Source organism: Acuticoccus sediminis, from assembly GCF_003258595.1.
In the GTDB taxonomy this organism is placed as follows: Bacteria; Pseudomonadota; Alphaproteobacteria; order Rhizobiales; family Amorphaceae; genus Acuticoccus; species Acuticoccus sediminis.
Map to the genome: position 1 here is coordinate 119,681 of NZ_QHHQ01000003.1, position 26,158 is coordinate 145,838.

General features: G+C 69.9%; 22 protein-coding genes, 1 pseudogene and 1 riboswitch. Of the genes and pseudogenes, 11 read left to right on the forward strand and 12 right to left on the reverse strand.

Features of this window, described 5'->3' with window-relative positions:
- Positions 1-21: 21 nt before the first annotated feature.
- Complete coding sequence (locus DLJ53_RS14800) at positions 22-1,377, reverse strand: Rossmann-fold NAD(P)-binding domain-containing protein (RefSeq protein ID WP_111346551.1); 1,356 nt, start codon at positions 1,375-1,377, stop codon at positions 22-24.
- Positions 1,378-1,596: 219 nt separating this feature from the next.
- Between DLJ53_RS14800 and dusA the strand changes: the two are divergent.
- The 6 genes and pseudogenes from dusA to DLJ53_RS14830 all read left to right on the forward strand — a co-directional run.
- Positions 1,597-2,586, forward strand: a pseudogene (gene dusA, locus DLJ53_RS14805) (tRNA dihydrouridine(20/20a) synthase DusA); the annotation flags it as partial.
- 226 nt (positions 2,587-2,812) lie between these two features.
- Entirely contained in the window at positions 2,813-3,574 is a 762-nt protein-coding gene (locus DLJ53_RS14810) for an adenosylcobinamide-GDP ribazoletransferase (RefSeq protein WP_162409237.1), read from the forward strand.
- Positions 3,575-3,593: 19 nt separating this feature from the next.
- The gene (locus tag DLJ53_RS14815; RefSeq protein WP_162409238.1) at positions 3,594-4,283 is read left to right on the forward strand and encodes a retropepsin-like aspartic protease family protein; all 690 of its coding nucleotides are present in this window, start codon (positions 3,594-3,596) and stop codon (positions 4,281-4,283) included.
- An 8-nt stretch (positions 4,284-4,291) separates the two neighbouring features.
- Positions 4,292-5,308, forward strand: a complete 1,017-nt coding sequence (cobT, locus tag DLJ53_RS14820; RefSeq protein ID WP_111346557.1) for a nicotinate-nucleotide--dimethylbenzimidazole phosphoribosyltransferase — start codon at positions 4,292-4,294, stop codon at positions 5,306-5,308.
- Positions 5,309-5,415: 107 nt separating this feature from the next.
- Entirely contained in the window at positions 5,416-6,018 is a 603-nt protein-coding gene (locus tag DLJ53_RS14825) for a uracil-DNA glycosylase family protein (protein WP_202913212.1), read from the forward strand.
- Positions 6,019-6,207: 189 nt separating this feature from the next.
- Positions 6,208-6,807, forward strand: a complete 600-nt coding sequence (locus DLJ53_RS14830; protein WP_111346561.1) for a hypothetical protein — start codon at positions 6,208-6,210, stop codon at positions 6,805-6,807.
- Between the two features lie 42 nt (positions 6,808-6,849).
- Here DLJ53_RS14830 and DLJ53_RS14835 read toward each other — a convergent pair whose 3' ends face one another.
- Complete coding sequence (locus DLJ53_RS14835; RefSeq protein ID WP_111347784.1) at positions 6,850-7,086, reverse strand: Lrp/AsnC ligand binding domain-containing protein; 237 nt, start codon at positions 7,084-7,086, stop codon at positions 6,850-6,852.
- 91 nt (positions 7,087-7,177) lie between these two features.
- Positions 7,178-7,275, forward strand: a riboswitch (TPP riboswitch).
- Here DLJ53_RS14835 and thiE point away from each other — a divergent pair.
- Together thiE and thiD are read left to right on the forward strand one after the other, a co-directional pair.
- Positions 7,270-8,709 carry a thiamine phosphate synthase gene (gene thiE / locus DLJ53_RS34720; RefSeq protein WP_146619961.1) on the forward strand — a complete coding sequence of 480 codons (1,440 nt, stop codon included), beginning with the start codon at positions 7,270-7,272 and terminating at the stop codon, positions 8,707-8,709. It overlaps the preceding riboswitch by 6 nt.
- The gene (thiD, locus tag DLJ53_RS14850; RefSeq protein WP_111346563.1) at positions 8,706-9,503 is read left to right on the forward strand and encodes a bifunctional hydroxymethylpyrimidine kinase/phosphomethylpyrimidine kinase; all 798 of its coding nucleotides are present in this window, start codon (positions 8,706-8,708) and stop codon (positions 9,501-9,503) included. The genes thiE and thiD overlap by 4 nt, the downstream gene beginning before the upstream one ends.
- Positions 9,504-9,641: 138 nt before the next feature.
- On the opposite strand, the gene DLJ53_RS14855 is transcribed toward thiD, so the two are convergent.
- Entirely contained in the window at positions 9,642-10,589 is a 948-nt protein-coding gene (locus DLJ53_RS14855; protein ID WP_111346565.1) for a dihydrodipicolinate synthase family protein, read from the reverse strand.
- Between the two features lie 169 nt (positions 10,590-10,758).
- Here DLJ53_RS14855 and DLJ53_RS14860 point away from each other — a divergent pair, with 169 nt between their 5' ends.
- On the forward strand, positions 10,759-10,998 hold the full coding sequence (locus DLJ53_RS14860) for a hypothetical protein (protein ID WP_146619962.1): 240 nt from the start codon (positions 10,759-10,761) through the stop codon (positions 10,996-10,998).
- Between the two features lie 112 nt (positions 10,999-11,110).
- Here DLJ53_RS14860 and DLJ53_RS14865 read toward each other — a convergent pair whose 3' ends face one another.
- The 5 genes from DLJ53_RS14865 to DLJ53_RS14885 all read right to left on the reverse strand — a co-directional run bounded on the left by DLJ53_RS14865 (position 11,111) and on the right by DLJ53_RS14885 (position 17,822).
- Positions 11,111-12,916 carry a mechanosensitive ion channel family protein gene (locus DLJ53_RS14865; protein ID WP_111346569.1) on the reverse strand — a complete coding sequence of 602 codons (1,806 nt, stop codon included), beginning with the start codon at positions 12,914-12,916 and terminating at the stop codon, positions 11,111-11,113.
- A gap of 285 nt (positions 12,917-13,201) precedes the next feature.
- Positions 13,202-14,626, reverse strand: a complete 1,425-nt coding sequence (locus DLJ53_RS14870; protein ID WP_111346571.1) for a DUF3618 domain-containing protein — start codon at positions 14,624-14,626, stop codon at positions 13,202-13,204.
- Complete coding sequence (locus DLJ53_RS14875; protein WP_211100607.1) at positions 14,623-15,111, reverse strand: phage holin family protein; 489 nt, start codon at positions 15,109-15,111, stop codon at positions 14,623-14,625. Before DLJ53_RS14875 ends, DLJ53_RS14870 begins: the two co-directional genes overlap by 4 nt.
- A gap of 10 nt (positions 15,112-15,121) precedes the next feature.
- Complete coding sequence (locus DLJ53_RS14880; protein ID WP_111346573.1) at positions 15,122-15,646, reverse strand: hypothetical protein; 525 nt, start codon at positions 15,644-15,646, stop codon at positions 15,122-15,124.
- Between the two features lie 454 nt (positions 15,647-16,100).
- Positions 16,101-17,822: an ABC transporter ATP-binding protein gene (locus DLJ53_RS14885; protein ID WP_111346575.1), complete on the reverse strand. Its 1,722-nt coding sequence runs from the start codon at positions 17,820-17,822 to the stop codon at positions 16,101-16,103.
- A gap of 127 nt (positions 17,823-17,949) precedes the next feature.
- On the opposite strand from DLJ53_RS14885, the gene DLJ53_RS14890 reads away from it, so the two are divergent.
- Both DLJ53_RS14890 and DLJ53_RS14895 read left to right on the forward strand, forming a co-directional pair.
- Positions 17,950-18,342, forward strand: a complete 393-nt coding sequence (locus DLJ53_RS14890; protein WP_211100608.1) for a GFA family protein — start codon at positions 17,950-17,952, stop codon at positions 18,340-18,342.
- Between the two features lie 70 nt (positions 18,343-18,412).
- Entirely contained in the window at positions 18,413-19,327 is a 915-nt protein-coding gene (locus tag DLJ53_RS14895; RefSeq protein WP_111346579.1) for an SMP-30/gluconolactonase/LRE family protein, read from the forward strand.
- Positions 19,328-19,384: 57 nt separating this feature from the next.
- Here the strand turns inward: DLJ53_RS14895 and DLJ53_RS14900 are convergent, their stop codons facing one another.
- The 4 genes from DLJ53_RS14900 to DLJ53_RS14915 all read right to left on the reverse strand — a co-directional run bounded on the left by DLJ53_RS14900 (position 19,385) and on the right by DLJ53_RS14915 (position 25,696).
- A complete protein-coding gene (locus DLJ53_RS14900) occupies positions 19,385-21,058 on the reverse strand; it encodes a TolC family outer membrane protein (protein ID WP_111346581.1) in 1,674 nt (557 codons plus the stop codon).
- Positions 21,059-21,151: 93 nt separating this feature from the next.
- Positions 21,152-22,477 carry an HlyD family type I secretion periplasmic adaptor subunit gene (locus DLJ53_RS14905; protein ID WP_111346583.1) on the reverse strand — a complete coding sequence of 442 codons (1,326 nt, stop codon included), beginning with the start codon at positions 22,475-22,477 and terminating at the stop codon, positions 21,152-21,154.
- The gene (locus tag DLJ53_RS14910) at positions 22,474-24,174 is read right to left on the reverse strand and encodes a type I secretion system permease/ATPase (protein ID WP_202913179.1); all 1,701 of its coding nucleotides are present in this window, start codon (positions 24,172-24,174) and stop codon (positions 22,474-22,476) included. Before DLJ53_RS14910 ends, DLJ53_RS14905 begins: the two co-directional genes overlap by 4 nt.
- A gap of 238 nt (positions 24,175-24,412) precedes the next feature.
- Positions 24,413-25,696 carry a capsule biosynthesis protein gene (locus DLJ53_RS14915; RefSeq protein WP_111346587.1) on the reverse strand — a complete coding sequence of 428 codons (1,284 nt, stop codon included), beginning with the start codon at positions 25,694-25,696 and terminating at the stop codon, positions 24,413-24,415.
- Positions 25,697-26,158 lie beyond the last annotated feature (462 nt).

Consider the following 26,158-nt stretch of genomic DNA (forward strand, 5'->3'; position numbering starts at 1 on the left):
CGTGACGGAACGGGGCCGCCGTCATGCGGCGGCACGGGAGAGCGCGGTCGGGACGGACGGGCCTGTGACGTCGAGCGAGAGGGCCTCGATCACGGGCTTCTCGAACTCCTGCGCCGCCGCGAACCGGAACGCGTCGCAGTCGGCGGCGATGACGATGACGTCGGACGCATCGACGACCTCCTCTGCGGTCGGCCGCACCATGCGGGGCAGCGTGAAGGCGAGGGTGCGCTGGGCGGTGCTCCTGTGGTGCAGCGTGGTCGCGAGCGCGGCGTACGGGACGATCGCGCCGCCGTCGCCGGTGTGGACCGCGACGTCGACGCCAGCCTCCCGGAGCTCGGCGATCAGCGTCAGGACAGGGCTGTCGCAGGCCGTGGCGCCGAGGTTCAGCGGCAGGCCGAGGATGCCGACCCGCCGGGGCCGCCATGCCATCGCGAGCTGCGCCACCCGCAGCGCCTCGAGCTCCTGGTTGGCGGCGAGCGCCGCCGCTAGTAGCGGCAGGTCCTCGTCCGCGACCTGGACCCGGCGGTAGCCCGCCGTGGTGACGTCGACCTCCGGCGGATGGAGGACCGGGAGGATCCCGGGTCCCGCGCGCTCCGGCAACCGGTCCGCGGCGACGGGGCCGTCCATGATCATCCAGGGGTCGGCATCGTCCGTCCCGGGGATGTGCCAGACGACGTCGACGTGCTTGATCATCTCGGCGACGGCGATGGAGGTCAGCGTCGGCGTCCGCTCGGCCGAGGCGAAGACGCGCATCACCAGGTTGCGCGAACGCGAGTCGATCGCGCCGATCACCGTCTTGGGCGGGGCGTTGAAGTCGACGACCCCGAAGCCCGGGCGCTGGAAGGCGGGGACGAAGGCGGCCCCGAAGTCGGTGCCGAGGCTGAGCCCCGAGACCGCCTCGATCCGCGGGATCAGCATCTTGAGCGTCGTCCCCGGCGGCACGCACGTGCGCATGACGACCACGTGGTAGTCGTCGCGCAGCCTCAGCCCGAGACCGATGGCGTCGGCGAGCGCCATCAGCGGCTCGAGGTCCGGCGTGCCGTCAGGGCTGGCGTCGAGGTCGAGGGAAATGAGGGAGAGGTCCGAATTCGCCACCGCGTCCGCCACCGAGGTGCTGGCGACCAGCCGGTTGCCGCGCAGGCTCCCCTCGATCAGCGGGTAGAGGCCGGCTTCGTCGACCGGCGAGCGCCCCGCGTTGAGCGTCGTCACGCGGGCGGGGTCGGGGTCCACGGCGTGGACGCGATGCCCGGCGCCGGCAAGGCATGCCGCCGCGACGGTGCCGACGCGGCCGAGGCCCAGCACGGCAACGGATGGTAGTCCCCAGAGGATCGCCTGCGAGACATCGGTCACTCTCGGGAGGCTCGTCATCATCGTCATGGTGCGTCTCCTTCGTGTTGCTTTGTGACTTGTGATTTAGCCGCCCGGCTCAGCGCCTCATCTGTCGCGAAGCTTAGCTGCCATGCATCTGTCGCGCGTCAGACTGGTCGAACGGATAGGGGCGGGCCGAAAGATCGGGCCGTTCGCAAAAAAGACGTGTCGCGGGGGTTCGCGCGGCGGCCGGCATGACGATATGAAGAGCGATCCCGACCCTCGCCCATGTGCCCGTTTCGAACCGTTTGGACGCCTGTGACTGCCGAAATCGCCGTCGCCCCGATGATGGACTGGACCGACCGGCATTGCCGCGTGGTCCATCGTCGCCTGAACCCCGCGCTGCGCCTCTTCACCGAGATGGTGACGGCGAAGGCGGTGATTCACGGCGACCGCGAGCGGCTGCTCGGGTTCGACGCGGAGGAGCACCCGCTGGTGCTCCAGCTCGGCGGCGCGGACCCGAAGGAGCTGGCCGAGGCGTCGCGCATCGCGGCGGAGTGGGGTTACGACGAGGTGAACCTCAACGTCGGCTGTCCGTCGGACCGGGTGCAGGGCGGCAGCTTCGGGGCCTGCCTGATGCGCGAGCCGGGCCTCGTCGGGGAGTGCCTGGCGGCCATGGGCGACGGCGGCATCCCGGTCAGCGTGAAGTGCCGCCTCGGCGTGGACGACCAGGACACCGAGACGGCGCTCGACGCCGTGGCGGACGCGGCCGTGGCGGCCGGGGTCTCCGCGATCTGGGTGCATGCCCGCAAGGCGTGGCTTCAGGGCCTGTCGCCGGCACAGAACCGGGACGTGCCGCCGCTCGACTATGACCGTGTCCACCGCCTCCACGCCCGGCTCGACACCTTCGTCGGGATCAACGGCGGCATCGTCGACGCCGATGGCGTGCGCGCGCAGGCGGCGGCGGTCGACGGCGTCATGATCGGCCGCGCGGCGTACCAGCGTCCGGGCCTCCTCGCCGAGCTCGCTGGGCGCGGCAGCTTCGCCGAGCGCTTCGCGGTCGCGCGCTCCATGGAGGAGTATGCGCGGGCGTGGTGCGACGCGGGCGGCCGCCTCGCCCCGGTGCTGAAGCCGCTCCTCGGGCTGTTCCACGGCGAGCCTGGCGCCCGCGCCTTCCGCCGGACCCTGTCGGAAGAGGGACACCGCCAGGAAGCGACCCCCGCCGTCCTCGCCGCGGCGCTCGACCGGCTGGAGGGCGAGGCCGCCCGCACCGCGGAGCGGGCCGCGCAGTATGCCGCCGAGACGTGCGCGGAGGGCGTCTGGACGGCCCCCGCCCATGCCGCTCCCGCGCATGTTGCGGATGCGCGTGACGCAGGCGCCTCCGCGCCGGCCGCGCGCGAGACCGGGCGAGGCTCGCACACCGCCCCGCTGGCGGCCGAATGATCCTTCCGCACATGGACTTCACCTTGGACTGCGAGCGAATGGCGACCCGGCGGCACGTTCCATGATCCCCTGGCACCCGGCGCTGCTGACGGTCATCGGCTTCTACTCCCGCCTTCCGGTACCCGTCGCCGGCGGCATGACGCTGGCACGGTGCGTGTGGCTGCTGCCGGCGGCCGCCGTCGCCATCGCACTCCCCGCCGCGCTCGCCGGATGGGGCGCCGACTGGCTCGGCCTTTCGGCGCTGGCGGCGGCGTTCGTCGCCACGCTCGTCCTCGCAATCGTGACCGGCGCACTGCACGAGGACGGTCTCGCCGACTGTGCGGACGGCTTCTGGGGCGGCGCGACGATCACGCGCCGGCTGGAGATCATGCGCGACAGCCGGATCGGGACCTACGGCGTCCTGGCGCTGGTCGGGGCGGTCGGGCTGAAGGCGGCGCTGCTTGCCGACCTCGTCGCGGCGCTGGGCGGATGGGCGTTCGTCGTGTTCGTCGCGGCGGCGGTCGCGGCGCGCGCCGTCGCGCTCTTTCCCTGGGTCGGGCTGCCCAACGCACGGGCCGGCGGGCTCGCTGCCGCCGCCGGACGGCCCACCGGCAAGGACTTCCGCATCGCTGTTCTGATGGCGCTCGGGATTACCGTGGTCCTGACCGTGTGGATCTCCCCGCTCGGCACGATCATCGCCGCGGTCGCGGCGGCGGCGAGTGCAATGGGGGTCGCGACCATTGCCGATCGCAAGATCGGAGGGCACACGGGCGATGTCATCGGTGCCGCAGTCGTCCTCGCTGACCTTTCATATTTGGCCGGTTTTACTATTTCTGTGGGATGATAAGCAGCGAGACAGGGCGATGATCGCGTGGGTTCGGCGGTGGAGCGTCATCGGGGCCGCATTGACGTTCGGCACCGCCGCCATGGCGCAGACGCCCGACGTCGTCTCGATCGACAACTCCGGTCCCATGACCGTGAAGCTGGTGATCATCATCGCCGTGTTCGCGGTCCTGCTCTTCGCCGCGCGCCATGTGAGGATCGGTGAGGTCCTGCGCACCGCGGCGATCTGGATCAGCATCTTCGTCCTCGTCATCGTCGGCTACACCTACCGCTACCAGCTCGAGCTCGTCGGGCGGGACGTCATGAGCGTCCTGATGCCGGGGACGCCCATCGCGCGCGGCGAGAGCGTGACGGTGCACCGCGCCTTCCGCGGCCAGTTCGTGCTGGACGGCTACGTCGACGACACGCCGGTCACCTTCCTGTTCGACACCGGCGCCAGCACGGTGGTCCTGTCGGCCGCCGACGCGAGGCGCGCCGGCTTCAATGCGGAGCGGCTCGACTACCGCATCCCGGTCATGACGGCGAAGGGCATGACGACGGTCGCCCCGGTGCGGCTCGACTCGCTGACGATCGGCAACATCAGCGTCGACAACGTGCAGGCCGCGGTGGCCCGGCCGGGCGACCTTGACTCAAGCCTCCTCGGCATGACCTTTCTCAACCGGCTCGACGGCTATGAAGTCCGCCGTGATCGCCTTGTTCTGAACCCGTAAAGTCTCTTGTGACCGATCGATCCCCGTTTGAAGACTTCCGCGCTCTCGCGCGGGCCGACCGCCCCGACACCGCTGCCGCCGTCGCCGCGACCCGTGCCCGGGAGGCGCAGCTCACCAAGCCCGCCGGCTCGCTCGGCCGGCTGGAGGCGATCTCCGAGTGGCTCGCCTCCGTGACCGGCCGCGCGCCGCCCGCCGTCGACCGCCCGCGCGTGGTGGTCTTCGCCGCGAGCCACGGCGTCGCCGACCGCGGCGTGTCGGCCTTCCCGTCCTCGGTGAACGCCCAGATGCTCGCCAACTTCCGTGAGGGAAAGGCGGCGATCAACCAGATCTGCGGCGCCTACGGCATCGGCCTGTCGGTGTTCGACCTCGCCGTGGACGTTCCGACCGGCGACATCGCCGAGGTCGACGCCTTCGCGTCCGAGCGGGACACCGCCGCGACGCTCGCCTTCGGGCTGGAGGCGATCGCCAACAATGTCGACCTTCTCGGCCTCGGTGAGATGGGGATCGGCAACACCACCGTCGCGGCGGCGCTATGCGCGGCCATCCTCGGCGGCAGCGGGGCGGACTGGGCCGGGCCCGGCACGGGCGTCACCGGCTCCGCGCTCGCGCGGAAGGCCGAGGTGATCGATCTCGCCGTGGCGCGCGTCGCCGGCGAGACGGATCCCTTCATCCTGCTGCAGCGGATCGGCGGGCGCGAGATCGCGGCGATGGCCGGCGCCATCCTCGCCGCGCGCTCGCAGGGCGTGCCGGTCGTGGTCGACGGCTACGTCGCGACGTCCGCCGCCGTCGTGGTCCACGCGATGAACCCGGCCGCCATCGACCACTGCATCTTCGCCCACCGCTCGGCCGAGCCGGCGCACGCCCGCGCGATGGCGGCACTCGGGGTGGAGCCGCTCCTCGACCTCGGCATGCGCCTCGGCGAGGGCACGGGCGCCGCGCTTGCGATGGGCCTCATCAAGGCGGCGGCGGCGTGTCACTCCGGCATGGCGACATTCGCGGAGGCGGGTGTCGACGGACCGGCCTGATGGCCCGGCCGCCGGCCCCGACGGCGCGGCGGCCGACGGCGCCGCGCGGGCCCCGCAAGCGGCGCCCGGCAGGCGGGGAGGCGGGCCTTCAGGACCTCCTCTTGCGCATGAAGGCCTGCCGCGTGTGCGTGGAGGCGCCGCTCGGCGGCCCGTTGCCGCAGCACCCGCGGCCGATCTTCCAGATCTCGCCCAGCGCGCGCATCGCCGTCTGCAGCCAGGCGCCCGGTAACCGCGCCCACATCGCGGGCCGGCCCTTCTTCGACCCGTCCGGCGTGCGGCTGAGGTCCTGGATGGGCCTCGACGAGGCGACCTTCTACGACGCGGCCCGCGTCGCCATCATCCCGATGGGCTTCTGCTTCCCAGGCTATGACAGGAACGGCGGGGACCTGCCGCCCCGGCGCGAATGCCGCGCCACCTGGCACGACGCGCTGTTCGAGAAGCTGCCGCAGCTCGAGCTGCTCCTGTGCATCGGCCGCTATTCGCTCGCCTACCACCTGCCCGAAACGAAGCGGATGTCGCTCACCGAGATCGTCGCCGCCTGGCGGGAGATCGCCGCGCGGACGGCGCCGCGCACGGTGATGGCGCTGCCGCACCCGTCGTGGCGCAACAATGCGTGGCTGCGGAGGAACGCCTGGTTCGAGGCGGAGCACCTGCCGGAGTTGCGGCAGCGGATCCGGACGATCCTTTCCCGCACCGAGGATGCCGCCTGACCACCGGCCACAGACCCCGGCGTTGCTTGCGGCGGCAAGTCGCCTTCTGTTCTTAACTAATAAGTAATAGTAAGTGTCCTCAAGGACTTGCCGACTGGAAAAGCAAGCGTCGTGCGCCTATCATGATCGATACACCGATGCTCTGAGGTTGATGTAATGAAGTCCGAGGCCGCTCGGTTACTCACAGGCATGATACTTTCGGTCGGCCTGACCGGGACGGCGTTCGCGCAGAACCAGGACCTGCCGCCCGCCGCGGCCGAGACGCGGGACACCGGCCGCATCTTCCTCGACGGCCGCGTCGCCGAGGTCTACGTCGACAACGTGAAGACGATCGCCGTGATGCCAGAGGCACCGCAGTCCAACTGCCCGTCCACCGAGTACGTCTACGAGCGCGACCGGCCGAAGTGGCTGTACGAGACCGGCCGCCTCCTGGTGGCGGCGGAGGAGGGGGCGGACATCCGCATCTCCTTCACCTGCTACGGCGGCCTTCAGAGCATCAACGCGATCCAGTTCCTCTCCCCGTCGACGCGCCGCGTGACCTCCGGCACGCCGCAGCAGTCCCGTCTGGTGCCGACGGCGGCGGACCAGCGGAACGGCCTGCCCCCGTCCCGCAACCCCGACACGCGGCAGGAGACGCGCTCCCCCGGCACCGCGGCGGCGGCCGTGAGCGACGCGCGGGGCGCGCCGCTGCCGACCGGCGGCGTCGGCGCGGCGGGCGGGTTCGCACCGCCTCCGCCGCCGAGCGCCGCCAACGCGGTCAACCAGCGCGTCGCCCCGCTGCCGCGGTAGCGACGGCACCGCCTCGAAGGGGCGGCGTAGACCGGACGCGGCCTAGAACGCCTTGAAGGTGATGATGGTCTTGGTGTCCAGAATGCCGGGAACGGCGTGGACCTTCTCGTTCACGAAGTGGCCGATGTCCGTGTCCCGGTCGACATAGAACTTCACGATCAGGTCGTAGTCGCCGGCGGTCGAATAGATCTCCGAGGCGATCTCGGCGTCGGCCAAGGCGTTGGCGACCTCGTACGATCGGCCGAGCTGGCACTTGATGAGGATGAAGAACGGCGTCATGGGCTCCTCCCGCCCGGCTTTGATGCGGTAAACGTCGCGGGCGGACAACCCCATAGGGTGTTGGCGTCGATGGGGAAACTCCTTAGATGTTGGTTGTCCAAGGGGGCGCCTTCGGGCTGAGAGGCATGTTGCCGACCCCTAGAACCTGCTCCGGGTCATGCCGGCGAAGGGATTGGAGACCACGTGACGCACCCGACTTCAGCACGAATCGCAGCCCTCGGGCCTGAGACCGGCGGCCCGCCGCCGCTCGCCGGTGCCCTGTTCGACCCGACGGACGTCGCCGCGGCGCTCGGGCGGCTGGCGATGGCCCGACCGCGCATCCACGCCCTCGTCGCCCCCGTCGCGCAGCCGCTGGTCGCCAACGTCGCGGCGGCGCTGGGGATCGACATCTCGATGACCATCGACGCCGACGAGGTGCGCCCGATGGCCGCGGGCTCCGGCGCGATCTGCGTCAACCTCGGCATGCTGGATTCGGCGCGGCGGGCGGGGATCCTTGCGGCGGTGCGGACCGGCCAGCCGTTCGTCCTCGACCCGGTGAAGGTCGACCGCGTGCCGGCGCGCCTCGCGTTCGCGCGCGAGCTCCTCGCCTACAAGCCGAGGGTGGTGAAGGGGAACGCGGCGGAGATGGCGGCGCTCGGGCCGGTCCCGGACGGAACCGTCGCGGTCACCACCGGCGCGGTCGACCGGCTTTCGGTTCGCGGTCCGATGGGCGACCGGACCGTCTACCTCGCCAACGGGACATCGAAGCTGGACCGCGTCATCGCGACCGGGTGCACCGCGGGGATGCTGATCACCTCCATCGTCGCGATCGAGAGCGACCCCATGCTGGCGGCCGTCGCCGGCCTCAGCCTGATGAACGTCTCCGGCGAGATCGTCGCGTCCAGCAACCCGGGGCCGGGTTCGTTCGCTGTCGCGCTGGTCGACGCCATCGGGACGGCGGACGCGCAGGAGATCGCTGGGCGCATCCGGGTCGCCAAGCCGCCGCTCGATCCGCGCCTTTACCTCGTCCTCGGGCCCGGCGAGCCTGACCCGCTCAGGCTGGTCCGCGCTGCGACGGCGGGCGGCGTGACGCTCGTCCAGTGGCGCGACAAGTCCGGCTCGACGGCCGAGCAGGTGGAGGCGGTCCGCGCGCTGGTTGCGGCGTCGCCCGTGCCGGTGCTCGTCAACGACCGCGCCGACGTGGCGCGGGCCGCTGGCGCCGCCGGCGTCCATGTCGGCCACGGCGACCTCTCGGCGGCCGAGGCGCGGGAGATCGTCGGCCCGGCGGCCATCGTCGGCCTGACGATCCATTCGTTGGACGAGGCGGTCGCGGCCGACAATGCGCCCATCGACTACGCGTCCGTCGGCGGCGTCTTCGAAACGCACAGCAAGGTGAATCCCGACCCGCCCATCGGCATCGATGGTTTCAGGGCGATCGCCGGGCGGCTGCGGCAGCGCCGGCCGGCGCTTCCCATCGTGGCGATCGCCGGGATCACCGAGGAGCGGGCCGAGGCGCTCGCCGCCGCCGGGGCCGACGGCATCGCCGTCATCAGCGCCATCACCAGCTCCGGGGAGCCGGGCCGGGCCGCGGAAGCCCTGCGGCAGGCCTTTGCCCGCGGACAGGCCAGGGAGACCGCATCATGATCGCCCTCACCATCGCCGGCTCGGATTCGGGCGGCGGCGCCGGGATCCAGGCGGATCTGAAGACCTTCGCGGCGCTCGGCGTCTACGGCGCCAGTGTCATCACCGCGCTGACGGCGCAGAACACGATGGGCGTGCAGGGGGTCTATCCGATCCCGGCGGACTTCGTGGCGCAGCAGCTCACCTCGGTGATGTCCGACCTCGACGTGCGCGCGATCAAGATCGGCATGCTCGCCGACGTCGCGGTCATCGACAGGCTGGCGGATATGCTGGCGGCCGTCCCCGTCCCCGTGGTGCTGGACCCGGTGATGGTGGCCGCGTCCGGGGACCGTCTCGTCCCGGTGGAGGCGGTGGCGGCGCTGCGTGACCGGCTGTTCGGTGTCGCCACCATCGTGACGCCGAACGTGCCGGAGGCCGCGGTGCTCCTCGGCACCGCGGAGGCGACCGACGAGGCCGGGATGCGGGCGCAGGCCATGGCGCTCGCCGACCGCGGTCCGGCGATCCTCCTCAAGGGGGGGCATCTGGACGGACGGGAGAGCGTCGACGTCCTGTGCATCGACGGCGCGTGCGAGCGGCTGACCTCGCCGCGCGTCGCGACGCGCAACACGCACGGCACCGGCTGCACGCTCTCTTCGGCGATCGCGGCGCACCTGGCTCAGGGCGCGCCGCTGCGCGAGGCGGTGGCGGGCGCGAAGGCGTACATCTCCGGAGCGATCGCGGCGGCCGACGAGCTCACCATCGGCCGCGGCCACGGCCCGGTGCACCACTTCCACGCCCTCTGGCGCCACGAGGTCTGACGCTCGGCGCCGTCCCGGCCGCCCAACTCCGGAAGCCGCGCGCTCCGGACCTCAACCTTCCCGATGGCGCGCCGACGGGCACGGCCCTGTTCCCTGGTGAAGCCGGAGCGCCCTGCGGCGTGGCCCGGCCGGTCGCGCCTACTGGGCCGCGGCGGCGAGGCGCCCGTCGAGGCGGCGGGCGAGACGGTCCATCATGCGGGTGAGTTCGGCGTGGCCGGTGGCGTCGAGCTTCGGACCGGGGGCGCGGGTGGCGGCGGAGGAGATGATGCCGCGGCGCCGCAGGATCTCCTTGCGCACGGCGAGGCCGAAGCCGGGCTGCTGCTCATGGCGCACGAGCGGCAGGTACAGGTCGAAGACGTCCTCGGCGCCGTCCTGGTCGCCGGCGTGGAAGCGCTTGACCACCTCGACCAGCATCTCGGGGTAGGCGAAGCCGGTCATGGCGCCGTCGGCGCCGCGGGCGAGCTCCTGCGGCAGGTAGAGGCCGCCGTTGCCGCAGAGGATGGAGACGCGCCGCGCACCGCGCTTTTCGCTGCTCTCGCGGACGGCGGAGAGCTTCGGCAGGCCCGGCCAGTCCTCGTGCTTCAGCATGACGACGGAGGGCACTGCCTCGACGATGGAGACGAATGCGCCGGCGGAGATCGGCATCGATGTCGTCAGGGGGAAGTCCTGATAGACGATCGGCACGTCCTTCAGCGCCTTGGCGATCGTCTCGAACAGCGAGACGAGGTTGCTCTCGGTCTTCGAGGCGGCGTTGGGGGCGATCATCACGCCGGCGGCGCCGTTGTCCATCGCCACGTTGGCGAGGGCGTACATGTTGTCGAGGCCGGGGTTGGAGACGCCGACGACGACGGGGACGCGCCCGTTCACGCGCTTGAGGACCCGGGTCAGAACCGCCTCGGACTCGGCGGTGGTGAGCTTGGGGGCCTCGCCCATCATGCCGAGGATCGTGATGCCGTCGACGCCGCTCGCGAGGTAGAAGTCGGTGAGCCGGTCGATGCTGGCGTGGTCGATCGCGCCGTCATCGGTGAAGGGGGTTGCGGAAATGATGAAGACGCCCCGGGCGTCCTCCGTCAAACGTTGCGCCACCGATCACTCCTCGCCGTCATGTCAGCTATATCCTGCAGCTATCATGGCCGCCGTGGACGCTCCAGACCAGCACATTCCCACGGTCCGTGATTTGTGGCGCCGCCCGCTGCGGCGGATCGGCGCCGGAGCGAGGGTGCATCATTTTTCATCTGGAACAAAAAGAGAACATGTGCTTTCTGAGGACATGTCTCGTCGCTCGCTCCCCTATGTCGACCGTCAGTCCGTCGTCGCCCGGCTCGGCCAGTGCCGGCAGGCGATGATCGAGTTGCGTGCCGGTTCGCCGCCGCGTTCGCTGGCCCGCGCCTCGGCGGACCAGATGATCTCCAATATCGACGAGCTCGTCTGGATCCTGACCGGCGAGCGGGACCTCTTCGTCACGAAGGGCCATGGCACCAACCTTGGCCGCTAGCGCCGGGTGGCGGGCTAGCGGCCCGGGAATTGCCGCGGCCGCCGCAGGCGCCCGGCTTGCGGCCGGGACCGCGCGCCGCCGTCGACCGATCCCATGCGGGCACAACGCTCCGCTACTCGGCGGCCTCCTGCCCGGAGGGATCGCCGTCGGACATGCGTCGCCTCATGTCGGGACCGTCCTCGCGGCGGGCGTCGTCGCGGCGTTCGGGGGTCGTCGTCGGCTCGCCGCTCTCGGTGACGCCGCCGTCGTAGGTGTTCTGCGTCCCGCCGTTGTCGTTGATGGTGTTGGCGACATAGGCGAGGCGGGTGCGCGGCAAGGCGCCGGGCTCGGGCATATCGCGCAGGTAGGCCAGCAGCCGCTCGCGCATGCGGCAGTGGAGGTCCCACGCCGCGGTCGGGTTGTCGGCGATGCAGTAGAAGCGAACCGACATCGCGATCTCGTCGTGGTCGATCACCTGAACCTTCGGGTCCTCGCCCTCGGACCAGTCGGGGTCGTCGCCGGCCATCTTCGCGAACACCTGGCGCAGGTTGTCGACGTCGGTCCGGTGGTCGAGCTTGAGGAGGATGGGCAGGATCATCTTCGGCTCCTCCATCGTCCAGTTCTCGAAAGGGTTGGAGACGAAGTGCTTCACGGGGACGATGAACCGCTTCAGGTCCCAGGTCCGCAGGCGCACGTAGGTGTAGTTGATCTGCTCCACATAGGCCCAGTGGTCGTCGTAGTAGACCGCGTCGCCGATGCGGATCGGCTTGGCGAGCGCGAGCTGCAGCGAGGCAAAGATGTTGCCCAGCACCGTCTGCGCGGCAAGGCCGAAGATCGCGGTCGCGACACCGGCGGAGACCAGCAGCGACAGCCCGAACGAGGAGAATACCCGCAGTGACGAGAAGGCGACGGCGAGCCCCACCACGACGACGAACATCACGCCGATGCGCTTGGCGGCGGAAAGGTTCGTGTACCAGCGCCGCGCGCTGGTGTTCTCCGGGTTGTCGATGGTGGAGAGATAGCGGTTGGAGGTGAAGTCGATGACCGTGTCGAGCGTGCGCGACACGCCGAAGACGATCGCCGCGATGATGACGATCCAGAACAGGACCGAGAGCGTCGTGTCCGTAGCGGACGAGAATTCGAAGATCGAGGAGACGGTGACCTGCAGGACGATGCCGATGGCGAGCAGCGCCGTCGGCAGCCGTCCCCGGCAGATCGCGGCGCGCACGCCGGCGAACGGGACACGGTTCGACACGAGGGTCATGATCCGCCAGATGGCCCAGGCGACGAGGAACGTGAACGCGGCGATGACCGGGATCGTGATCAGCTCCCACCACAGGATGCCCCAGATGGTCTCCTGCCGCAGCACATCGGGGAGGGCCTTCTCGAAGGCGGTCGGGCCGTAGCGGGCGTAGAGCTCGGGGATGTGCTCGACCGTCTGGCGCGAGAACACCCAGACCGGCTCGGCCCCGGCGGCGTTGACGCGGTTGAGGCGGACGGTGACCGGCCACTCCGGCAGGTCGAGGACGCCGATCTGGATGCTGCGGCGGGCGACGCCCACCATCGGCTCGCGCTCGGACCCCGTCGTGTCCATGCCGTCCGGCCGGTCCGGCAGGGCGTTGAAGTCTATGGGGATCTTTCGCTTCAGGACGAACGACAGCTCTTCCGCGAGGCGAGGGCCGAGCCGATGCTGCTCCCCCTCGGGCACGAACTCGAGGTCGAGGACGTGGGCCGCGGTGACGTAGTCCGTCCGGTCGGTGGCGCTGACGAACGCCTCCATCGCCGAGCGCGGCGTGCTGAGGTCGACGTTGCGCGGCGCGGGATCGAGGCCGGCGTTCAGGGTCTCGACCTCGAAGGTGGGTTCGCCCTCGTCCTGCGCCGCAGCGCCTCCGGTGCAGGTGACAGCGACCAGTATGGCGGCCAGGATCCGTCGCAACATTCGCGCCCTCGTCGTCTCATGTCCCATCGAATGGCCGGCGAGGAGGGGCGCCGCCGCTCGGGGCGCCGCCGGTCGGAGCGCGTGGCGACGCGCATCCGCAACCGCTGCCGGCAACATGAGGGCAACCGGCCCGGATCTGGATTGGTTCCAAGTTTTTGTATTTGGGCAATCGAGCGGCGGACGGATGGCGACGTAAGGACGATCGCCGCGTCGATCTGACGGGAATGAGGCACAAAAAAGGGCGCCGAAGCGCCCTTTCTCGTCACGATCGCGGAATGAGGCCGGTCAGACCTTCGCCTCCTGGCGCGCTGCCTTCCTGGCCGAATCGACCACGTGCTCGGCGCGCTCGGCGATGGTGTCGCTCCCCTCGCTGGGCAGGAGCCCCTCGTCCTTGGCGGTATTCTCGGCCGCCGAGAGGGAGGCTTCGGCGATGCGCTCGGCACGCTCGGCCTGTGACATCGCGTAGTCGTAGGCCTCGTCGCGCAGGTTGTCGCGGTAGGGGCCCACATACTCGTTCTCGACGCGGGTCGAGGGCAGCATCGCGCCGATGGCGGCACCGATGCCGACGCCGATGGCGGCGGCGAGGAGCGGCTCCTCGTGGATGAAGTCCATGGCGCCGCGGCGGGCCCGGCGGCCATAGTAGCGGGCCTGGTCGGCCGCGTCGTAGGCCGCGTCACGCGCCGAGTAGTAGGCGCTGGAGGCCGCGTCCGAGATGGCGTAGGCGCCGGACTTCAGCTGCGCGTTGGCGTAGTGCAGGCCGTGCAGGGCCTCGTCACGGGCGAAGCGCGCGTGGTCGTACAGCGTGTCGAGCACGGAGGTCGCGGTGTCGCCCGCGGCGTAGGCGCCGGCCTTCATCTGGTCCGAGGCATAGCGCAGGCCGTGGCGGGCCTCGTCGGCCGCGAACTTCGCCTGGTCGTAGATGGCCGAGGCGGCATCCTTGGTGGTGTCGGACACCCGGTAGGCGCCGGCCTTGAGCTGCCCGGCGGCATACTCGGCGCCGTGCTTGGCCTCGTCGGCGGCATAGCGCGCCTGGTCATACACCGAGTGCCCGGCCGAGGCGGCCTTGGCCTTGGCCGAATAGGCGCCGGCCTTCAGCTGCGAGACGGCGTACTCCGCGCCGTGCCGGGCCTCGTCCGCCGCATAGCGGGCGTGGTCGTAGGCGGTGACGCTGGCCGAATTCGCCGCATCGCGCGCCGAGTAGGCGCCGGCCTTGAGCTGGGCCACGGCATACTCGATGCCGTGCCGCGCCTCGTCCGCGGAGAAGCGCGCGTGGTCGTACGCGGTCTTGCCAGCGGCCCGGGCGTCGTCACGCAACGCGTACGCGCCGGACTTCAGCTGCGACATGGCGTAGTCCGCCCCGAGGCGCGCCTCGTCGGCCGCGTATCGCGCGCGGTCGTAGGCATGACGGGTGGCGGCGCGCACGTCCGACGGTCCGGACGGATAACGGGGCGACTTCGGCTTGTTCTGGCTCATGAGGAGCCATGCGAGGCCGACACCCGTCAGCGCGATCGGCAGGGGGTTCTCTTTGATTTGACGACCGAGATTGCTCACGAATTCGCCTCCTTGGCCGCCTGCTGTCGTGAACGAGCGGGCGACACTGTCCAGAATGTGGGCGGTCGAGAGCTTGGCGCGCAGGGCGTCCAGGGTCTCCTCGACCTCATAGCGCTTGGCTTCCACCTCGCGCTCGATTTGCGTTGTGCTGCGGCTCATCGGATCTGTTCCCTCGCCAGTTCGGCGTCGCGCCGGACTTGCAGGGTCGTCCGGTCCGGTGCCAGATTTTCGACGTTCAGATCTGTGGTCCCAGAGCGGACGAGGAACGCACCGACGGCGGCGAACACGGCGCCGACGATGAGCGAAGCCCATCCTGTATTGGCAACGACGATGTCCGCCGAAGAGTTCTCCGCCGCGGACGATCCCAGCGCGGTGATGAGGTTCGCGACCGCCACCACCAGCGCCTGCGTCAGGACGATGAGCGAGACCAGCAGGACGATGGCCCCGGCGGCGATCTTGCCGACCCCCATCTGGAGCTGGTTGATCTTGTCCTGCATCTCCGAGCGGATCAGCTCGCCTTCCTTGCGGAAGAGCTCCGATACGTCACGGAAAAGCTTGGTCAGGAGGTCCGGAAGCGAGCGCGTGTGCGCCAGGGCCTCGGCCATGGCGCTCGGCTCGTCCGGACGGTGGGATTGATAGGTCATCGCGGGCGCCTCACTTGGGGGACGAGTTGGCGGGGGCCACCGGCGAGGCAGGACTGTAGCTCGGCGCGGGCCGGTATCCGGTCACCGGCGCCGGAGCCGCGACGGTATCGGCCCCCTCGGCCGGGCCGGTGGCGCGCAGGAAGCGGCCGACGGCCAGACCGGCGAGCACCGCACCGCCGACGAAGGCGGCCGGGTTGCGGCGGGCGAAGCCCTGCACCGAGCCCATAACGTCGTCGATGGAGGTGTGCGAGACCGTGTTGGCGATGTCCTCGAGGCTCGACGCCGCCTGCGAGACGAGGCGGGCGGCGATGTCCTGATCGCGCTGGTTCAGCTCGTCCGAGGCGCGGCGGATGGCCGTCGCGAAGTCGGTCAGCCCGCCGGCAGCCGCGGCACGGCCGCGCTCGGCATAGGAATACGCGGTCCGCTGCGCCTCGTCGGCGGCCTCTTCGGCACTGCTCTTCAGCGTTTCGGACGCCTCGTGCAGCTTATCCTGCGCGGCATGCGTCTCCCGTTTGATATCGTCTTTGGTCGACATGCGATATTCTCCTCGCTGTGCGTGCTTTTCGCCAAGAGAGACTGAGTTATGCCGGAACTATGTTACGCGAGACCCAGCAGGCTCAAGATAAAGAGGACGACAACGACCAAGCCGACAAGATAGATTAAGCTGTGCACCGGCTCTCTCCTGATTCATTTGTTTTAGCAGCACTGTTCGTACCAGAACGTCCACCCGGCGCCGCCGGTTCCGAACGGTAAACTCCGTGCCATCAGCCAGCGGAGACACCAACCGAAGGCGAGAGCGCTGGCCACTGCTCTTGTTTCTGGAAGACCTGAACATACTAGATCGTTCCATGACGAGATGGTCATGGAAAGGCCCGCGCGAAAGGTCTGATCGTGCGAGAAGCGGCAATTTGCCGGTTGTTTCGCGGCCGCCCAGTCCCCCGGCGCTCGACGATGCCTCCGGACCGGCGATGGCGCCGGCCCGCGCGGCGCTATTCGGCGGCGAACTGCGTCTGGTGCAGCCGGCTGTAAAGGCCCCCGCGCGAGATGAGCTCGGCATGGCGACCCTCCTCGGCCACCCCGTCCGGCGTCACCACGACGATCTTGTCCGCGCCGCGGATGGTGGCGAGGCGGTGGGCGATGACGAGTGTGGTGCGCCCCTCCGAGAGGGCGGCGAGGGAGGCCTGGATCTGCCGCTCGGTCTCGGAGTCGAGCGCCGACGTCGCCTCGTCGAGGACCAGGATCGGCGGGTCCTTCAGGAAGATCCGCGCGATCGCGAGGCGCTGCTTCTGCCCGCCGGAGAGCTTCACGCCGCGCTCGCCGATCACCGTGTCGAGCCCGTCCGGCAGCGAGGCGACGAGATCCTCGATCCGCGCCGCGCGCACGGCGGCGACGATGTCCTCCTCGCTGGCGTCGAGGCGACCGTAGGCGACGTTCTGGCGGATGGTGCCGGCGAACAGGAAGACGTCCTGCTGCACGATGCCGATCTGCCGGCGCAGCGAGGCGATCGTCATGTCGCGGATGTCCATCCCGTCGATCATGATGCGGCCCTGCTGCGGCTCGTAGAAGCGCGGCAGGAGCGAGCAGATCGTGGTCTTGCCCGCGCCGGACGGGCCGACGAACGCGACCGTCTCGCCCGCCCGGATCGAAAGGTCGATCCCCTTCAGCACGGGCAGCCCGGTGGCGTAGGCGAAATGGACGTTCTCGTAGGTGATGTCGCCCTTCAGCGCCTGCGCCTCCACGGCCTTCGGCCGGTCGACGATGTCCGGCTCGATCGCCAGCAGGTCGAGGTAGGAGCGGAAGCCGGCGATGCCCTTCGGGTACATCTCGAGGATCCGGTTGATCTTCTCGATCGGGCCGAAAAAGATCGTGATCAGCAGGAGGAACGAGACGAACCCGCCCGCCGTCAGCTCGCCCTTCAGGACGAACCACGTCCCCGTCACCATGACGACGAGCTGGATGAGGCGCAGCCCCAGGTAGGAGAGGGCCGAGTTCGCCGCCATCAGCCGGTAGGCCTGGAGCTTGGTGGTGCGGTACCTGGCGTTGTCCTCGGCGAAGAGGGCGGTCTCGTGCGCCTCGTTGGCGAAGGCCTGGACGACGCGCATCCCGCCGATGTTCTCCTCCAGTCGCGCGTTGAAGGCGCCGACGCGGCGGAAGAGGGCGCGGAAGTTGGTCGTCATGCGCGTGCCGACCCACATCGTCAGCCAGCCGATGACCGGCACGATCGCCCCGACGATCAGCGCCAGCTCCGCGTTGATCGTCAGCATCAGCAGGAAGGCGCCGAAGAAGGTCATGATCGCGAGGAAGACCTCCTCCGGCCCGTGGTGGGCGAGCTCGCCCACCTCCTCGAGGTCCTTCGTGACGCGCGCCGTGAGGTGGCCGGTCTTGGCGCTGTCGTAGAAGGAGAAGGAGAGCTTCTGGAGGTGGTCGAAGGCGCGGCGGCGCATCTCGGTCTCGATGTTGATGCCGAGCATGTGCCCCCAGTACGTCACGACCGCCATCATGACCGAGTTCATGACGTAGATCGCGAGGAGGGCGGCGGCCGCCGTGACGATCAGCGACCAGTTTCCCGCCGGGAGGAGATGGTCGATGAAGACCTTGATCGCCATCGGAAAGGCGAGCTCCAGCAGGCCGCACAGCACCGCACACCCGAAGTCGAGCGCAAAGAGACCTTTGAACGGCGCATAGTATGAGAAGAATTTGCGCAGGAGCATGGGGGAACCCGATCGCTGGCCCGAGCGTCGGGCGGTCATGTTCGTGTAGGCCCCATGACCGCGGCGGGCAACGCATCCAGGCGGGTCCGTTCATCCGCGGATCGCCTTTGAGTAGCGCAGGGAGGACGTGACGTTGATCCGGACAGGACGATGCAACTGTGGCGCGGTGCGCCTGACGGTCGAGGGCGAGCCGAGCGAGGTGGGCCTGTGCCACTGCCGCACCTGCCAGCGCGAGACCGGCGGCCCCTACATGGCCTATGCCGTCTTCGGGCGCGACACGCTGAGGGTGGAGGGCGAGACGGCGTCCTGGATCGAGACGACGGACCACCGCCATTTCTGCCCCGTTTGCGGCGCTCCGCTCTTCGCCACCATGGACGGCGACCCCACCGTCGAGGTGCGCCTCGGCTGCCTCGACGACACCGGCGGGCTCGATCCGAAGTTCGAGATCTGGGTCGGTCGACGCCTCCCGTGGGTCGCGCCGATCCCCGGCGCGAGCCAGCACGAGGGGAACTTGCCGTAAGTATTACTTGCGCGTTGGCTTAGGCATCTGGCATCGAGCGGAAAAATCCACGCGGGGGAGGATCCGCCCTATGCTCCAGAGCCATCTGGAAATCCTGGACGACGAGTTCCGCAAACTCGTCCTGGGCAATTGCGCGCTCGACAAGCTCTGGACCGGCGGTCGCTGGCTCGAGGGGCCGGCCTACTTCGCCGCGCATCGTTCGCTCGTGTTCTCCGACATCCCGAACAACCGGATGCTGCGCTTCGACGAGGCGACGGAGACGGTCGGCGTGTTCCGCACGCCGTCGATGCACGCCAACGGCAACACCCGCGACCGCGATGGGCGCCTCGTCAGCTGCGAGCACTCCGGGCGGCGCGTCACCCGCACCGAGCACGACGGCACCATCACGATTCTCGCCGACCGCTACGACGGCAAGCGCTTCAACTCGCCCAACGACGTCGTCGTCCACGAGGACGGCTCGGTCTGGTTCACCGATCCGACCTACGGGATCGACAAGGACTACGAGGGCGGGCGCGCGCCGGAGGAGATCGGCGGCAGCCACGTCTACCGCATCGATACCGCGACGGGCGCGGTGGCGGCCGTCGCGACGGACTTCGTGAAGCCGAACGGTCTCGCCTTCTCGCCGGACTACTCGATCCTCTACATCGCCGACACCGGCGTCAGCCACGTCAAGGACGGGCCGCGCCACATCCGCCGGTTCTCGGTGACGGACGGCAAGCTCTCCGGCGGCGAGATCTTCGCCACCTGCGAGTACGGCCTGTTCGACGGCTTCCGGCTGGACGAGCGCGGCAATCTCTGGTCCAGCGCCGGCGACGGGGTTCACTGCTACAACCCGGCCGGCACGCTGATCGGCAAGATCAAGGTGCCGGAAGTGGTCGCCAACGTCTGCTGGGGCACGCAGAAGCGCAACCGGCTCTATATCTGCGGCACCACATCGCTCTATGCGACCTACCTCGCCACCAACGGCATGCCGTACCCCGGCTGAGCCGCAGGCCCGCGTGACCCGCCGCCCGGACGGAACCCGGTCCGGGCGGCCCGACTGCTAGCTGCCGCTGGGCGTCCTGAACCCGGACCAGCGGTCCTTGGCCGCCACATAGTGCTCCTCGGGATCGTAGGCGGGGACGCCAAGGCCGAGCGCCGCCGGGTCCAGCTCGCCGATCTGCCGCAGCACCTGGAAGGCCGCGGCGTCGCGCTGGCGTTCCGCTCCGGCCCGCAGGATCTCGAGGCGGATGAGATCGCGCTGCGCGTCGAGGACGTCCACCGTGGTGCGCTGCCCGACGCGCAGCTCCTCGAGCAGCCCGTTTACCGCCCGCCGCGCGACGCCGATGGAGGCGTCCGCCGCCGCGACCGACTGGCGGGACGACTGGTAGGCGCTCCACGCGGAGGCGATGTCCGAACGCGTCCGGTTGCGCGCCAGGTCGACGTCCATCCGCGCGCCGCTGAGCGATTCCTTCGCCCGCCGCACCCGGGCCGCGACCGCGCCGCCCTGGTAGAGCGGCATGCTGAAATTGAGCCGCACCTCGGCCGATTCGGTGTGGTCGGCGGACGAGTCGCCCGCGTCGAGCCCGACGCGCCCGCTGACGCTCACGGACGGCAGGCTCTCGCCCTCGAGCGCGCGAACCTCGAAGTTCGCAGCGTCCACCGCGTGGAGGGCCTGGGCGATGTCGGGATTGCGCGCCAGCCCGGTCCGCACCGCGTCGGACATGCTCGCGGGCATCAGCTTCGTGACGTCGATGTCGAGCCGCAGCGTGCCGGGGTCGGTGTTGCTGTACTCGCGGAACCGGGCCTCGGCGGCGCGGGCGGCGGCGGCCTCGTCGAACAGCAGCGTCTGCGCCTCGCCGAGGCGGGCGATGGCCTGGTCGATGTCGGTGCGGGTGCCCTCGCCGTAGCGCAGCCGCGCCTCGGCGGCGGCGACCTGCTCGTGCAGGAAGGCGACTTCCTGCTCGCGCAGCGCTTCGCCCCGCCGGAAGCGCCGCACGTCGAGGAATGCGTTCGCGGTCGCGAGGATCACGTCCTGCTGCGTCGCCTTGAGCCGCTCCCGCTCGGCATGGACGCCGGCTGTCGCCGACCGCGTCGCGTTGCGGGTTCGGAAGCCGCGGAAGAGGGGCTGCGTCACCTCCAGCGATACGGAGGCTGACAGCTCGTCGTCCGTCAGGCTGCCGGATCCCGACAGGGTCGGCACGTTGATGTCCCGTTCCGACTGCAGCCCCGCGCTGGCGCCGAGCGTCAAGGTTGGCCGGCCCGAGGAGCGGGCGATTGCAACGTCCTCGTCCGCGGCGCGCACGTCGGCGCGGGCGCGGTTGATGATCGAGTTGGTGAGGTAGGCCTCGCGGAAGGCGTCCGACAGGCGGTCGCTCTCGGGCGTCGCGTCGGGGAGGGGGCCGCGGTAGCGCGTGTCGGTCAGTGGATCGTCGCGCACCGGCGTGTCGTAGCGCACGCGCGGCTGGTCGATGTCGTCCGGCATCGGGTGGACGGTCACGACGGTGCGCGCCTCGGTCAGCTCGGCCGAGGCGTCGGGCGGGGTGATGAGGGGCGTTTCGTGAAGCGACTGCGGGGCGACGAAGAACTGCGCGGTCGACGCACCGGGGGCGGCCACCCGGCGGCTGAGGTCGGCGTGCTCGATGGCGCGGAACGCGTCGCCCGGGCCGGGACCGGCGGCGCGGGGCCCGCAGGACCCCAGGCCGATTGCGACGATCAAAAGAAGAATGACACGCATGGAGCCGCCTCTGAAAAACGGCTCATTGATGAATTGTTAGGGTTAATGACTCGCTAATCCGCCCAGTCCGGGCCGCAGGTCCGGCCCTTGTCCTCAGCTTTCGGTGAAGGTCATGCTGGCGGCGTTGAAGAGCGGCTCCAGCAGGTAGTCGAGCACGCTGCGCGCCTTCGTCTCGATGAAGACCTCGGCCGGCATGCCGGGGACGAGGGCCGTCCCGTGCAGCTTGTCCCGCTCAGACTGGGGCAGCATAATGCGAGCGCTGAAGTAGGCCTGGCCGGTGGCCTCGTCGACGCTGCGTTCGGCCGAAACGCTGCTCACGGCGCCGTCGAGGCGCGGGGTGGTGCGCGACGGGAGGCCGGTCAGCATCACGTCCGCCACCTGGCCGACGTGGATCTCGTCGACGTTGATCGGCGCGATCCTCGCCTCCACCACGAGGGTATCGCTCTGCGGCACGATCTTCATGAGCGTCGCGCCGGGCGCGATCACGCCGCCGACGGTGCTCACCTGGCTTTCGTGGACGATGCCGGCGACCGGCGCGCGGATCGCGATCCGCGAAAGCTCGTCGTCGGCGGCGATGTTGCGCTCCGCGACCGTCGCGATCTCCGTCTGAAGCTCGGAGATTTCGGAGAGGACGCTGCGCTGGAACTCCTTCTCGACCTGCAGGACCTGCATCCGGATCTCGGCGATGCGGCCGCGCGAGGCGGCGATCCGGGCGACGAGCTCGCCTTCCTCGCCGGTGAGGCGGGCGGCTTCGCGGCGTCGCTCGGTGACGCGGGCGCGGGGCACGAGGTCCCGCTCGAGGAGCTGGGTGAGGTCGGCGAGCTCCGCCTCGATGAGGGCGATCTCGTCGCGCTTGGCCTTTGCCTGCGCGTCCATGCCGTCGATCTGCTGCTCGAGCTGGGCGATCTGCTCGGAGAGTTGCGCCGTCTGCCCCTCCAGCGTCGCCTGCCGCGCGCGGAAGACCGAGCGCTGGCCGTCGAGGATCTCGGCGACGGCGGGCTGGCCGGCGCGATCCGCGAGGTCGGGGCCGAAGCTGACCTCGTCCGCGTGGTCGCGCTCCGCCTCCAGCCGGTCCATCCGGGCGTTGAGGGCGGTGAGCTGGGCGGCGACCAGATCGCGTCCGGCGCGGGGCTGGGTGTCGTCGAGCTCGACGAGGAGGTCGCCGGCCTGGACCACGTCGCCGCTCTGCACGTGGATCGCCGCGACGATGCCGCCCTCGCGGTGCTGGATCTCCTTGACGCGCGAGTCCACCGCGATGACGGCCTGTGCGACCACCGCGCCTGAGACGCTCGCCATCGCGGCCCATCCGCCGAAGCCCAGAACCAGTGCGGCGGCCGTGATGAAGCCGAGCCGCAGGTAGTGCCCCGTGGAGCGGGCGAAGACGGGCGCGTTCGGGTCCTCGTCCAGCACGACGCTCATTCGGCGGCCTCGGGTTTCGCTTCGTTGACGACGCGGATCGGCGGCTGCGGGTCCACCCGCCGCGTGACGCGCGCCAGCACGTCGTCGCGCGGGCCGAGGTCCTTCGTCCGCCCTTCGCCCAGCATCAGGAGCTGGTCGCAGCCCGCGACGGCCGATGGCCGGTGGGCGATGATGACGGCGATACCGCCGCGCCGCCTGACGGCGAGGACCGCGTTCAGCAGCGCCTCGTCGCCCTCGGCGTCGAGGTTGGAGTTGGGCTCGTCCAGCACGACGAGGAACGGTTTGCGATAGAGCGCGCGGGCGAGGGCGACGCGCTGGCGCTGCCCCCCGGAAAGGACGGCGCCCTGCTCGCCGATCGGCGTGTTGTAGCCGTCGGGCAGCGACAGGATCAGCTCGTGCACCCCGGCCTCCCTGCCGGCGGCGACCACGTCCTCCGGATCGAAGTCGGGGTCGAACCGGGCGATGTTGTCGGCGACCGTCCCGGGGAAGAGCTCGACGTCCTGCGGCAGGTAGCCGATGTGGTCGCCGAGCGTGGCCGGCGGGTACTGGTCGATGGGGGCACCGTCGAGCGTCACCGAGCCGCGCACGGCCGGCCACACGCCGACGAGGGCGCGTGCGAGGGTCGATTTCCCCGATCCGGACTTGCCGATGACGCCGAGCGACTGTCCCGCGTTGAGGCGGAACGCGACGTCGCGGAGGATGGGCTGCTGCGTGCCGGGCGCGATGACGGTGACACCCTGCGCCGCGACCTCGCGCCTCGGCGACGGGAGGGCCATGCGGTTCTTGTCCCCGGTCGCGGCGATGGTGGCGCTCAGCCGCTTGTAGGCCTGCCGCGCGTTGAGGAACTGCCGCCAGTTCGACACCGCCGCCTCGACCGGCTGTAGCGCGCGGCTCATGATGATGGACGCCGCGATCATCGACCCGGCGGTGATCGCGTGGTGGATGGCGAGGTAGGCGCCGAGCCCCAGGATCGCCGACTGGAGGCCGAGGCGGATGACCTTGGTGATGACGCTGGACGTGGCGACGATCTCGGCGGCTCGCCCGTTGGCGCGCAGGTAGCTCCGGTTGGCGCCGCGCCACACGCTGCCGAGGCCGGCGAGCATGCCCATCCCGCGGACGACCTCGGCGTTGCGCCGCGTCGCCTCGGCGAACTGCGTGCGCCGCGCACCGAGCTGGTTGGTGCGCTGCACCGCGCTGCGGGCCGAGCGGTCGGTGACGATCGCGATGGCGAGGAGGACACCCGCACCCGCCGTCGCCAGGAGACCGAGCGCCGGGTGGATCATGAAGACGACCGCCAGGTAGATCGGCATCCACGGCACGTCGAAGAGGGCGGTCATCCCGGCCGAGGAGAAGAACTGCCGCAGCACGTCGACGTCACGGATCGGCTGCACGTGCTCGCCGGTCGGCCCGAGCTTCATCGGCGCGTCGATGTACGAGGCGAAGGCCGTCGGGGTCAGGTCCTCGTCGATATCGTGGCCGACCCGGATGAGGATGCGCTGCCGCACGAGGTCCAGCACCGCCATGAAGACGTAGAGGACGAGCACGATCACCGACAGCGCCACCAGTGTCGGCACCGAGCCGGACGCGATCACCCGATCGTATATCTGCAGCATGTAGACCGGGCCGGTCAGCATCAACAGGTTGACGAGACAGGAGAAAAACGCGACGCCGGTCAACGCGGACCGTGCTTTCCTCATGATGCGAGCGCTCAACTTAGCGTTCGACATTCCGGCTACATCTCCCAGGTCACGGGGTGGTCGACACGACCTTTACCACCGAAACACCGCTTCGACACGATTCGGTCGCATCCGAGATGAATCGGTCCCATCCGGGATGAATACGTCCAATGGGCGGCGAATCGGTGGACGGGACGAATGCGACCGATCCGGGTCCAGCCGGTCCCGTACGCGCCGGGGATCGGGCCGGGACGGGGATTTAGCGGACGTTGACGCCCATGACCCGCGCCGCTTCCAGGCGCGGCGGGGGGAAGACGAACATGTCGCTCCGCCCGATCTCGGCCTTGATGCGCCGGACGACCTCCGCCGCGCCGACTTCCATGCCGGCGGGGTTGTAGAAGCTGCCCTTGAGCTGCGTGGCGCGGGCGAGGGCCTTCACGAAGGTTTTGACGTATTCCTTGTCGGGCTTCTGCGGATTGCTCCAGAAGGTGTCGAGCGGCTGCTGGTCGGTCAGGTCGGGCAGGTTGTAGACGGCGCTACCCATCGCCTTCGTCGGCGCCCCCGCGCGCAGCGCGTAGAGGCCGACGGTGGAGTTGACCAGGACCACGCCGGCCGCGTTGTCGAGCATGTCCTGCAGCGATCCGGCGGCGATCATCCGGATGCGGCCGGTCAGGTCGTGGTCGCGCTTGATGCGCTTGAGCGTGTGGCGCCAGTTCTCCAGCCCGCTGTCCAGCGGGTGGATCTTGACGAGGACCGACGTCTCCTTGGGCGCATGCCGGGCGAACGAGGCGAACACCTCGTCGATGAAGGCGCTGAGGCGGCGATAGGGGGAGTTGTCGCGGATCTGGTAGTCCACCTCGAGCTGGAGCGGCACGAGGAAGTAGGGCTTGTTGTGCTTCAGGATCCGCTGGAGCTGGCGCGGGGCGCGGTTACGGGCGATCTGCCGCCGCAAGAGCTGCGGAACCCATGCGGCGTACTCGCGGACCGGGCTCGTCGGCTTGTCGTCGTCGAAGTGCCAGTAGCCGGGCGAGCCCAGCAGCCGGGCGAAGTTGTAGGCGACGTCGTGGAACGCCTCGTTGGTGAAGAGGTGCCGGTAGCGGATCACGTCGTCGATCGTCGGTGCGTCGGAGGCGATCCGCTCGATGTGGCCCCGGTCCGTCGGGAAGCGGGAGTAGACGCCCATGCCGCCCGGCTCCAGCGTCAGCCAGTCCGGACGCAGGTAGCCGTTCTCGATGGCGTAGGGGATGACGCCGACCTCCTCCGCCACGCGCGCCGCGACGCGGTGGTAGGGCAGGCGGTCGGCGAAATAGATGATGTCGGTGATCGCATTGTCTGCGATCAGCTTGCGCAGGAACGGCTCGAACTCGTCGATCCGCCCGCGGAAGGAGATGCCGTGGCCGCGCGCGAACAGCCAGTCTCCGGCGTGCAGCAGCACCCGCGTCACGGGGACGTCGGCCTCCTCGAAATGGCGGACGAGGACGGAGAAGAAGCTGGTGGGCGGACCCTCGAGGAGCAGAACCCGCCGCGCAGAGGCTGGCGACATGAGCGGATCGGACCTCGAACGACAGTGACACGCCGATTTCCAACGCGAGGCGTCGGCGCAATGCAAGGCCGTTCAATACAAATATTCTATGTTTCAGGTATCGCGGTGCTGCCAGACGGGAGTTATGTCAATTTTGCCGATCTCCGGTAGAGTGATATCAACTCTCGATTGAGGGGCGAGGTCCGCACGGGACATGCGGGGCAGCGTCCGCGAATCAACGGCCGCGGCCGGAACCGGTTCCGGCCGCGTTACCCATCCCGTCACCGACCTCTCGGGCCGCCCGGCCTGCCCGTTCGCCGCGCCGTCCGGAATCCATTGGTTCAGAACGTTGAAATGCCGTGCGGATCCGGCGGCGTGATCGTGGGCGAGCGTCACATGCCGGTGATCTTGCCGCTTTAACCCGAGCGCTCGTCGGCGCCGCTGGCCCGCACCTGTGGCGGATCGAGACCGCCGGCCGCAGTC